14 protein-coding genes are annotated in these 10,491 nt (G+C 69.8%); all 14 read left to right on the forward strand.

Going from position 1 to position 10,491, the window contains the following annotated elements:
• Window positions 1–92 precede the first annotated feature (92 nt).
• The 14 genes from RB608_RS11920 to RB608_RS11985 are packed head-to-tail and all read left to right on the forward strand — an operon-like array spanning window position 93 to window position 10,379.
• A complete protein-coding gene (locus RB608_RS11920) occupies window positions 93–584 on the forward strand; it encodes a hypothetical protein (RefSeq protein WP_308088133.1) in 492 nt (163 codons plus the stop codon).
• The gene (locus RB608_RS11925) at window positions 581–2,182 is read left to right on the forward strand and encodes a hypothetical protein (protein ID WP_308088134.1); all 1,602 of its coding nucleotides are present in this window, start codon (window positions 581–583) and stop codon (window positions 2,180–2,182) included. Before RB608_RS11920 ends, RB608_RS11925 begins: the two co-directional genes overlap by 4 nt.
• A 4-nt stretch (window positions 2,183–2,186) precedes the next feature.
• The gene (locus RB608_RS11930; RefSeq protein ID WP_308088135.1) at window positions 2,187–2,384 is read left to right on the forward strand and encodes a hypothetical protein; all 198 of its coding nucleotides are present in this window, start codon (window positions 2,187–2,189) and stop codon (window positions 2,382–2,384) included.
• 2 nt (window positions 2,385–2,386) lie between these two features.
• Window positions 2,387–3,745, forward strand: coding sequence for a phage portal protein (locus RB608_RS11935; RefSeq protein WP_308088136.1), 1,359 nt, complete (start codon window positions 2,387–2,389; stop codon window positions 3,743–3,745).
• Window positions 3,738–6,098 carry a head maturation protease, ClpP-related gene (locus RB608_RS11940; protein ID WP_308088137.1) on the forward strand — a complete coding sequence of 787 codons (2,361 nt, stop codon included), beginning with the start codon at window positions 3,738–3,740 and terminating at the stop codon, window positions 6,096–6,098. Before RB608_RS11935 ends, RB608_RS11940 begins: the two co-directional genes overlap by 8 nt.
• A gap of 7 nt (window positions 6,099–6,105) precedes the next feature.
• Window positions 6,106–6,546 carry a hypothetical protein gene (locus tag RB608_RS11945; protein WP_308088138.1) on the forward strand — a complete coding sequence of 147 codons (441 nt, stop codon included), beginning with the start codon at window positions 6,106–6,108 and terminating at the stop codon, window positions 6,544–6,546.
• Between the two features lie 2 nt (window positions 6,547–6,548).
• Window positions 6,549–7,304, forward strand: coding sequence for a hypothetical protein (locus RB608_RS11950; protein WP_308088139.1), 756 nt, complete (start codon window positions 6,549–6,551; stop codon window positions 7,302–7,304).
• Entirely contained in the window at window positions 7,285–7,923 is a 639-nt protein-coding gene (locus tag RB608_RS11955; RefSeq protein WP_308088140.1) for a class I SAM-dependent methyltransferase, read from the forward strand. Before RB608_RS11950 ends, RB608_RS11955 begins: the two co-directional genes overlap by 20 nt.
• Complete coding sequence (locus RB608_RS11960; protein WP_308088141.1) at window positions 7,923–8,132, forward strand: hypothetical protein; 210 nt, start codon at window positions 7,923–7,925, stop codon at window positions 8,130–8,132. The genes RB608_RS11955 and RB608_RS11960 overlap by 1 nt, the downstream gene beginning before the upstream one ends.
• Complete coding sequence (locus RB608_RS11965; RefSeq protein WP_308088142.1) at window positions 8,132–8,497, forward strand: hypothetical protein; 366 nt, start codon at window positions 8,132–8,134, stop codon at window positions 8,495–8,497. The genes RB608_RS11960 and RB608_RS11965 overlap by 1 nt, the downstream gene beginning before the upstream one ends.
• The gene (locus tag RB608_RS11970) at window positions 8,494–9,273 is read left to right on the forward strand and encodes a hypothetical protein (RefSeq protein WP_308088143.1); all 780 of its coding nucleotides are present in this window, start codon (window positions 8,494–8,496) and stop codon (window positions 9,271–9,273) included. Before RB608_RS11965 ends, RB608_RS11970 begins: the two co-directional genes overlap by 4 nt.
• A complete protein-coding gene (locus RB608_RS11975) occupies window positions 9,270–9,650 on the forward strand; it encodes a hypothetical protein (protein ID WP_308088144.1) in 381 nt (126 codons plus the stop codon). Before RB608_RS11970 ends, RB608_RS11975 begins: the two co-directional genes overlap by 4 nt.
• Window positions 9,643–10,035 carry a hypothetical protein gene (locus RB608_RS11980; protein WP_308088145.1) on the forward strand — a complete coding sequence of 131 codons (393 nt, stop codon included), beginning with the start codon at window positions 9,643–9,645 and terminating at the stop codon, window positions 10,033–10,035. The genes RB608_RS11975 and RB608_RS11980 overlap by 8 nt, the downstream gene beginning before the upstream one ends.
• Window positions 10,032–10,379 (forward strand): hypothetical protein, encoded by a 348-nt coding sequence (locus RB608_RS11985; protein ID WP_308088146.1) that lies wholly within the window; start codon window positions 10,032–10,034, stop codon window positions 10,377–10,379. Before RB608_RS11980 ends, RB608_RS11985 begins: the two co-directional genes overlap by 4 nt.
• Window positions 10,380–10,491: the final 112 nt, after the last annotated feature.

A 10,491-nucleotide genomic window follows, 5' to 3' on the forward strand; every position in this document is an offset into this window, starting at 1 on the left:
TCGACCTCGGCGGACCGCCGCAGTCTTCCTTCCCACCCCGGGCCGCAGCGTCGTAGCGCTACGGGGCTGCCCCCGCGGGAGGTGACGCCACGATGCCGACCACCACCCGACCCTGCGACGAGTGCGGCACGCCGTACGAGGCCCAGCGCCGCACGTCGAAGTACTGCAGCACCAAGTGCCGCACCCGGGTCAGCCGGCGGACCTCGAAGGCGCCCGCGGCCAAGTCGAAGGCGTTGGATCCTGCCGGCGGCACCGTCACCCAGCTGCCCACCGCGGGCGGGCCGCTCGACGAGACCTCGCCGGCCAACCCGAACACCGAGGACATGACCGGCAGCCTCGCTGAGCAGGTCCGCAAGTCGCTGACCGAGCTCAGGGCGCTCGACACGATCTCCGGCGCCCAGGCGATCCGCGTTGCTCGGCAGATCGACCGTGGCGGTGACTCGGGCTCCGCGGTCGCCACGCTCTCGAAGGAGCTCTCCCGGCTCGCCGACGCGGCGAAGGTCGAGGCGGCGCCGCGGATCAAGGACGCGGCCGATGACATCGCGGACCGGGTCAGCGAGAAGCTGCGGCTGGTGGCGCAATGACCCCCCTGCCCGGGGTGCCGCGGCTGCTCTCGCCGGATGACGACCGTGCCCCGATCGACCTGTCAGCCCCTGACGAGCTCGTGCTGCCGGCGTTCTGGCACTGCCCGGAGTACGCGGTGACGATCGGTGACGAGGTGGCCGACCTCAACGCGCTGTTCGGCTACGCACCGAACCCCGAACAGCGCCTGCTGCTCGACGGCAACTTCGGGATGGACACCCGCGGCCGGCTTACCGCCTTCGAGGTCTTCGTACTCGCCGCCCGGCAGAACCTCAAGACCGGGTTCTTCATCCAGCGGGCGATCGGCAAGGCGCTCCTGCTCAAGCGCAGGCAGCAGATCTGGACCGCCCACAAGGAGTCGGCCACCGACCAGGCATTCGGCGAGTTCATGGCGATGATGGAGCGCTCGGCCGAGTTCTCCAAGCGGGTCCGCAAGACCAGCGAGGGCAAGGGATCCAAGTCGATCGAGTTCGTCAACGACTGCACCATCGTCTTCCGCCCGCGTACGGGCAAGGCCGGCCAGTCGATGTCCGCAGACGACGTCGACATGGACGAGTACTTCGCCGTCGAGGCCAAGCACGAGGGCTCGCTGATCCCGACCCTGTCCACCCGGCCGAACGCCCAGGTCGGCGAGGCGTCGTCAGCCCCGCACGCCGGCAGCTCGCTGCAGCGCGCAGTCATGGCCCGCGGACGCGCCGCCGCACGAGCACTGCGGATCGAGCCGCGGATGCTCTACGCCGAATGGTCCCCGATCCGCCCCGCCGGCCAGAACCCCGACGGAACGCACCGCTACGCACCCACTGCGTGCCAGAGCCCGAAGTGCACCCACCGCGTGGACGTCAAAGGCTGCATCGCCAGCAGCCGCGAGGTCATCAAGCTCGCCAACCCCAGCGCAGGCCGCTCGACGGCGCCCGCGATCGCGTGGACGTTCCTCGAGGACGAGTACCGCAAGGCCTGCAGCCCAGAGGCAACACAGGACTCGATCGAGGAGTACTTCAAGGAGCGGCTCAGCATCGGCGTCGAGGCGTCCGGGCTCGAGGAGTCGATCTTCCCCGGCTGGCCGGGACTCAAGAAGCCCGTCCCCCGGACGCCCGTCGTGCTCGCACTGGGTATCGCCTGTGACAACGACCAGACCGTGCTCACCCTGGGCTCCGTCGTCGAGGGCACTGAACCCCCCGCAGGCTCCGGTCACCCGCACCTGGCGATCTCCGACCGGCGGCCGGCAACCGACCGCCAGGGCTTCGCGGCCAACGTGGCGCGGATCCAGAAGGAGCGCCGCTGCCCGGTCCTGATCCGGGGCAAGAACTTCCTGATCGACGACCTGATCAAGGCTGGCGTCGAACTGCGGCTGGTCGACGCCGACGAGCGCGCCCAGGCCCATGCCGACCTCGCCAACGCGATCGAGACCGCGGCCGTCGAGCACGGCGGCTACGAGGAGCTCGACACCGCTATCGCCGGCGCGCAGTGGCAGGTCCTCGACAACCGGCGGGTCCTGGACTCCCGCAAGGGTGAGATCAGCGCGCTGGAGACCGCCGCGCTCGCCCTCCACGGCGCCGTGAAGCCCGTTCCGACCGTCGAACCGTTCGCGCTGTGGGGGTGACGTCTTGGGCTTCAACATCGACATCGCCGTCGCCTTCATGGTGCTCGCCTTCCTCGCCGTGACGGCGGGTGTGCTGCTCCTGAACGTCCCAGCCGGCCTGATCGCCGCGGGCCTGATGCTCGCCGCGGCCGGGATCGCGCTCCTCCCGACCGGCGCCGACAAGCCTGAGCGGCCCCGCGGCGGCTCGACGAAGGGACGCTGATCGTGCCTCGCCTCTGGGAATCCGTGCTGACCCGCAATGGTTCGCGCGGCCAGCCCGCGAACGTCTCGCTCGAGGAGCTGCTCGAGGTCTTCAACGACCCCAACCGCGAGATCCTGCCGACGTCGTGGGGTAACCACACCAATGAGGAGGCCGTCGCGTCGGTCGGCGACGCCTACCGCCGCAGCGGCCCGGTGTTCGCGCTGTCGCTCGCGCGGATGCAGGTCTTCTCCCAGGCCAACTTCCAGTGGACCCGGTCCAAGGACGGAACGCCGAGCGACATGTTCGGCTCCCAGGAGCTCTCGGTGCTCGAGGTGCCGTGGCCCGGGGCCCGCACACCGGCGCTGCTGTCGCGGATGGAGGCCGACGATACCTCCGCCGGGAACGCCTTCATCCGCCGTGTGCGACGCCTCGGCGAACCCGACCGCCTCGTTCGCCTGCGCCCGTCCTGGGTGACCGTCCTGCTCGGCTCCGAGGAGGAGGCCGACGCTCCGTGGGAGGCCCCGGACGTCGAGGTCCTCGGGTATGCCTACCGACCCAGCGGCGACGCGGGCCGGACCTTGCTGCTGGAACCGCACGAGGTCGCGCACTACATGCCGATCCCGGACCCGACGGCCAACTACCGCGGCATGTCCTGGGTGACCCCGGTGCTCACCGGCGTCAAGGCCGACGAGGCGTCCGAGGTCCACAAGAGCAAGCTGTTCGACAACGCCGCGACGCCGAACTTCGCGATCAAGTTCGACCCCACCGTGACCGTCGATCAGGTCATGAAGTTCAAGGAGCTCTTCGAGAACGAGCACAAGGGCCGGTACAACGCCTTCAAGACGCTGTTCCTGGGCGGCGGCGCGGACCCGGTCACGGTCGGGCAGAACTTCCGAGAGATGGAGTTCGCTGCGACTCAGGCCAAGGGCGAGACGCGGCTGGCGGCGGCCGCCGGCGTACCGCCGACGTGGGTCGGGTTCTCCGAGGGACTGGCCGGATCGTCGCTGAACGAGGGCAACTACCGCGCTTCCCAACGCCGGTTCGCCGACGGCACGGCCCAGCACCTGTGGGAAGCCGCTGCCATGGCGTTCGAGACCATCCTCGACCCACCGGCGACCCGCTCCAAGGAGCCGCCGGCGCGGCTGGTCGTCGACCCCCGATCGGTGCCGTTCCTGCGCGAGGACCTCGGTGACGCCGCGGACGCCCGCTCGAAGGACGCTACGACGATCAAGAGCCTCATCGACGGCGGCTTCACCGCCGAATCCGCCGTGGCCGCGGTCAAGGCCGGCGACCTCGGCCTCCTCAAGCACTCCGGGCTGATCTCCGTGCAGCTCCAGAAGCCCGGCTCGACCACCCCCACCGAAGGAGGCAGCGATGCCTGAGATGTACCGCTTCCGCGACCGCCTCCCGAACCCCGGCGAGGGCAAGCAGCCCCGCGCCGAGCTCGCGGTCACAGTCGAAGACACCACCGCCCAGATGTACCTCTACGACGTCATCGACGACTGGGGCGGCTACTGGGGCATCTCCGCCTCCGAGGTCGCCGAGGCGCTCACCACCTTGCCGCCGACCATCGACACGATCCACCTGCGGATCAACTCCCCCGGGGGGATGGTCTTCGAGGCGATCGCCATCAAGAACCTCTTCGCCGGCCACAGCGCCAAGGTGGTCGCGATCGTCGACGGCCTGGCCGCCTCGGCCGCCAGCTTCATCGCCACCGCCGCCGACGAGACGGTCATGGGCGAGAACACCGAGCTGATGATCCACGACGCCCACGTCATCGCCCAGGTCGACGCCGACGGTGCCCGCGCACTGGCCACCGACCTGGACCGGGTCAGCGACAACATCGCCTCGATCTACGCCAAGAAGGCCGGCACCGAGCTGGCCGAGTGGCGCGAGGTCATGAAGAGCGAGAAGTGGTACGGCGCCCAGGAGGCAGTCGACGCCGGCCTCGCCGACCGGGTCGGCACGGCCGACTCCCCCACCGACTCCACGCCCGCGCGACAGCTGCACGCCGTCGCGCTCGATGTGGTCCGCGGCAAGACCGCCGCGCAGTGGACCCCCGAGGGGATCACCGCGCCGGCCGCCGCCAGCACGACCAGCACCACCAGCACGGCCACCACCAAGGAGCAGGAAGGGCACCAGGCGGAAACGGCTCCGTCTGGCACGGCGGAGACCGGCGCCCCCCGATCCGAAGTGACCCAACCACCCGCACCCTCCCCGAAGGAGACCGCCATGCCCAGCATGAGCATCGAGGAGCGCGAGGCTCGGATCACCGAGATCGACGCGCGACTCGCCGAGATCGACGCCGGCAGCACCGGCGACGTCCTGAACACCGAGGACCAGACCGAGTGGGACACCCTACTCGCCGAGAAGTCCGAGCACGGCAAGGCGGTCAAGGCCGCCCGCGCCCGCAAGCAGGTCCTCGAGGCCGCAGCCCTCAACCCGGCCGCCAACGAGTCCGAGGAGCTGCTCAACGAGCGCCGCCGCGGCTTGGCCCCGGCCGTCCACATCAAGCCGGAGAACATCTACGACTTCGGTGCCATCCGCAACCAGACCAGCACGGTCGAGCAGCGGAACAAGAAGCTCAACGAGCACGCGCTGCGAGCCGTCGAGATCGCGAAGTTCTCCGGAGTCGGCGGCCTCGGCAGCACGCGGGCCGACGCCCAGGCGCACGTGACCGCCCTCCTCGAGCGCGAGAGCAGCGACGAGAACGTCGCCGAGCCCGTGCTCGCCACCCGCATCCTGCGGTCGGGTTCCGAGCTCTACAACCGGGCCTTCGGCAAGGCCTTCGCAGCCGCGGCCCGGTTCAACCCCAACCCCATGGCCGGGCTCTCCACGCAGGAGGTCCAGGCCCTCACCCTCGGCTCGGACCCCGACGGCGGCTACGCCGTGCCGTTCCAGCTCGACCCGACGGTCATCCTCACCTCCGCCGGCTCCACCAACCCGATGCGCCAGCTCGCCCGTGTCGTGGAGATCACCGGCAAGAAGTGGGAGGGCCTGACCTCCGCCGGCTCGGTCGCCACCCGCGAGGGCGAGACCGACGAGGCCGCTCTCAGCAACCCCGAGTTCGCCCAGCCGGTCGTCGACACCTCCCGCGTGGACGTGTTCGTCGACTTCTCGATCGCCCTGGAGTCCGCCTGGTCGGAGCTCTCGAGCGAGCTGTCGGTGATCATCGCCGACGCGCTGGACGAGGAGGAGGCGACGTCGTTCATCACCGGCGACGGCACGGCCCTCACCTCGGGTGGCACCAAGCCGCAGGGCATCCTCACCGGCCTGTCGGCTACGACCACCACCTACGTGGTGACCGCAGGCACGGGTGCCCTGGTGCGCACCGACCTGTACAACGTGCTCGACGCGCTCCCCAACCGCTTCGACACCGACGACGTCGCCTGGATCGGGTCCCGGTCGTTCTTCACGAACACCCGCGGCCTGGAGACGGTCGGCGACACCACGCCGCTCGCCGACGACCAGGCGCGCACCCTGCTCGGTGTCGCCAAGCACCGGGCCTCCGGGATGCCCAACTTCGCCACGACGTCGAACGCCAACCTGGCGATCTACGGCAACATCCGCCGGGCCTACGTGATCGCCGATCGGATCGGGTTCAACCTCGCGCTGATCCCCATCCTCACCGGCACGAACGGGCGGCCCAACGGCAAGCGGGGCGTGTGGGGCTACCGCTACAACGGCGCCAAGCTCATCAACCCCAACGCAGCGCGCCTGCTGCGGATGAAGTGAGGTCGCGATGAGTGCCATCGGAGGCCGCAAGGTCAACGTGAAGATCACGGGCGGCACGCCGGCGTCCCTGCTCTTCGCCGGATACCTCACCAACGCGCGGTGGAACGCCGCCGACGCCGACTCGGACACCCTGACGTTCCAGGACGCCAACTCCGGCAGCAACAAGGACTGGTCCTTCCAGGGCTCCGCGCTGCAGGACGACGGCGCCGACAACGCCGCGTTCTTCACCTTCGTGGAGAACAACGTCGGCACTGACGTCTACGTGACCCTCATGCCGCAGGGCAACACCACCGCGAGCACCACGGCGCCCCACCGGGCCCAGACGTGCACGGTGGCCGAGTTCGACGGGGACTTCTTCGGCGGCGAAGCCAACAAGTCGCAGTCGTTCAAGAACACGTTCGACTACAGCTGGGCCGCGCTCGCGAAGCCCGTGAAGGTCACGGCCTGACCATGAGCGAGCACGCCCTGAACGGGACGACCACACCCACCGCGGTGCTGGTCGTCCCGTTCAGGGACCGCGGCCATGACCCGCGCCGGGCCGCCAACCTCGACGCCGTACGCCGCTGGTGGGATGGCGCCCCCTGGCCCCTGCACGTGATCGACGACGGCCGCACCGGAGACGCGCAGTTCAACCGTTCCGCCGCCTACAACCGCGGCGCCGAGCTCGCGACAGCCGCCGGCGCCGAGGCGATCGTCTACACCGAGGCTGACATGCTCATCCCCTGGGACCAGGTCGCCGGCGCCGTCGACCGAGCCCTCGCCGAGCCCGGCCTCGTGGTGCCGTTCACCGAGTACCGATACCTCTCCGACACCGACTCCGCACGCGTACGCGCCGACGAGCACCACGTCGCCGCGGCAGTCCCGGAGTCCGTGATGGGCAACGCCACCTCGATGGGCGCCATCAACGTCGTCTCGCTGGCCTCACTCGCTGCCATCGGTCGCTGGGACGAGGCCTTTGAGGGCAACTGGTACGACGACAACGCCATGGAGCGAGCCTTCTCGATCTGCTGCGGCCCGCGGCGCCACATCGCCGGTCCCGCCTGGCACCTCTTCCATCTCCCTGGCTGGGCCGGAGACCACCTCACGGACGCCGACCGCTCCGCCACCGAGGCCAACCAGCACCGGTGGGAGCGCTACCAAGCCGCCACCACCCCCGACCAGATCCGCGCACTGACAGGAGAAGCCCGTGGCCAGCAAGTCCCGTAACCAGCAGAGCACCAACCAGGCCGAGCCGACCGCCGAGCCGACCGTCGAGCCGGACACCGCACCGACCGAGCCGCAGGTGTTCGACGACTTCGGAGGATGCCTCGACCTGGCCCTCAACCTGATCAGCGCGAGCGACGAGCCCGGCCTGGCGCTGGAGTTCGGCGTCAGCACCGGCCGTACGCTGCAGGCCATCGCCGCTGCCATGCCCGCCGGCTCCCGGGTGCTCGGCTTCGACTCCTTCCAGGGCCTCCCGGAGAACTGGCGCGAGGGCTTTCCCGCCGGCATGTTCCGGGCCTCCCCGCCCGAGATCCCCGGCACCGAGCTCGTCATCGGCCTCTACGCCGACACCCTGCCCTCCTGGGAGCCAGACGAGGTTGACCCAGCGATCGCGCTCGTACACATCGACTGCGACCTCTACTCCTCCACCAAGACCGTCCTCGAGCACGTCGGCCTGCACCTCGAGCCCGGCTGCCTCATCGTCTTCGACGAGTTCCACAGCTACCCCGGTGCCGAGCGGCATGAGGCCAAGGCCTGGGCCGAGTGGATCGACGAGACCGGCACGGAGTTCACCGTCCTGGCCCGCGGGCCCGAGCAGCTCCTCGTCCGCCTGGGCGCCTGATGGCCACCGTCCGCCGCACCGCCATCCGACCGACCACCACCGTCCAGGAGCTCGTCGACCTCGCCGGCGTAGGCCTGAGCGACACGATGTCGGTCGAGCTCGACTCCCAGGAGCTTCGGGTCACGACTCTCGTCAGTCGCACAACTGTGGCGTCCGGAGGCCAGGCCCTGACGCAGGTCCGAACCGTGCCGATCCGCATGGAGTTCTGATGGCCGTCACGAAGGAGCAGGTCCGCGAGGAGCTCAACGCCTCCACCGTGGCCGTGTCCGACACCAAGATCAACGCCGAGCTCGTCGTTGCGGAGAAGCAGGTCAACAAGTACCTGGGCGGCCCCGACGACGGCGCCGTGCCTGACCCGCTGCCTGTCCCGACCGAGATCTACGACAAGGCCGTGCTCCTGGTGACCACCGAGGCAATCAACCAGAGCCTCGCGCCCAACGGCGTCCTGAACCAGGTCTACGACGTCGGCATGGGCGAGGTCACCTCCACCCCGGTGCGGATCGGCCGCGACCCCCTGAAGCCGGCGTACCCCGTGCTGGGCCCCTGGACTAGCGGAAGGTTCTTCTGCGCATGAGCAACCGCACCCCGAACACCAGCGCCTCGGGCCCTGCCGGCAGTGCACGACGGGCGCTGGCGTACTACCTGTCCCCCGGGCAGGTCGAGCACGAGTTCTGCCAGAGCCTGCTCGAGATGTCGATCTACGACCTTATGACGTCCCGGCACCTCGCCGGCGTCTTCGGCGTACGCTCTGGCGCCCTGCTCGCCGCGGCCCGCAACTCGGTGGCCGAGCAGTTCCTCGCGGCGGCCGACGAGGGCACGGCGGACTGGTTGCTGTTCATCGATTCGGACATGACCTTCGAGCGCGACGCGCTGGAGCAGCTCTTCGAGCACGCCAACCCCGAGACCTGCCCGATCATCGGGGGCCTCTGCTACGGGCTCGACTTTCAGACCGGGCCCTTCCCGGTCGTCTACAAGCTTGTCGAGACCCCCGACGGGCCGATGACCCACCGCCCGAGCCGACTGGACCGCGACACCGGCCTGCTGCAGGTCGACGGCACCGGCGCAGCCTTCCTGATGATCCACAAGAGCGTCCTGATCGCCATGCGCGAACGCGGCTACTCCAAGGCATACCCCTGGTTCCAGGAGACCGAGCTCGGCGGCGGCCATCCGGTCGGCGAGGACATCACCTTCTGCCTGCGCGCCCGCAGCCTCGGCTTCCCCATCGCCGTCGACCTCGACCTGCGCATCGGACACAAGAAGGACCAGATCGTCATCGGCTCCCCGCCGCGCCCCGCCGCCGCCGAGCGGCCGGCCGGCGCCCGGGACCTCAGCGAGCGGGTGCCGGCATGAGTTGGGACACCGCGCGCAACGACCTGCGTGACCTGGTCGCCGCGGCCCGGCCCGGCTGGACGGTCACCTCCCAGGTGCCCGAGAAGGCGGCGGCGCCGATCGCGGTCATCGACTTCCCTGAGCCGCCGTACGTTGACTTCGAGGGGGCCACGTTCGGTGGTCGCAACCTCTACCTCGACGTCATCGTCGCGGTTCCGAAGGGCAGCAACGACGTCGTCGCCAGCGCGGTGAACGAGGCCCTGGAGGCCGTCGTCGATGCCGTCGAGGACTCTGACGACTACGTCCCGACCTCGGTCGAGGCCGGCTCGGTGTCCCTCAACGGGCAGCTCTTCTCTGGCGGCGTGGTGCGCTGCCGCACGGAGGTCCGCCGTGGCTAGCCGGGGCATGCACGTCACGACCCGAGTCGATGGCCTCAACGCCGTCATCCGGGACCTGGTCGCCATCGGGCTCGAGGTCGAGGACCCGAAGGACGCCATGTCCGAGGTCGCCCGGCTCGGTGCGGTCATGGCCGCCCGATACGCCCCCAAGCTCTCGGGACGCCTGTCCCGCGACATCCGCGGCAACCGCGCCAAGGCCAAGGCCGTCATCGCCGCCGGCCGCGTCTCGGTGCCCTACGCCGGCCCCATCAACTACGGCTGGGCCAAGCGTGGCATCACCGCCAGCGGGTTCATGCAGAAGGCCGACCGCGCACTCCAGCCCCGCGCCCTCCGCATCTTGGAGGGCTCCCTCAACCAATCGATCCGGAGACGAGGACTCGCATGACCAGCACGAGCACCGACAGCGCCAGCACCGAGCGGGTGTCCTTCTGGGACACCTTCAACTCGATGACCGGCTACGAGGAGATGGCCGTCGAGAAGGCCTTCGGCGCCACCCCCGGCGAACTGACCAAAAAGAGCTTCAGCGGCAACTGGTCGCTGGACGGCATGCGGGCGATGGTCTTCGTCATCGCCAGCCGCGCCGGCGACCCCGACCCGTACGCCACCGCGATGAGCCTGACCCGCACCCAGCTCGCCGACCGCTTCCTCAGCGACGAGGAGGACGCCGACGACGCGATCCCCGACGAGCCCGACACCGAGCTGGGAAAAGACGACTCGCCCGACGCGTAGAGGCGGAAGGCCTCGCGGCCTGGTGCCTGGCGACAGGGCAGTCCGACAAGGCCTACAAGCGCCTCACCCGAATCCAGCGGCAGGCATTCATCGACGTCCTCAACGCAAGGAG

It is taken from the genome of Nocardioides sp. LHD-245 (assembly GCF_030929495.1).
Taxonomy (GTDB): Bacteria; Actinomycetota; Actinomycetes; order Propionibacteriales; family Nocardioidaceae; genus Nocardioides.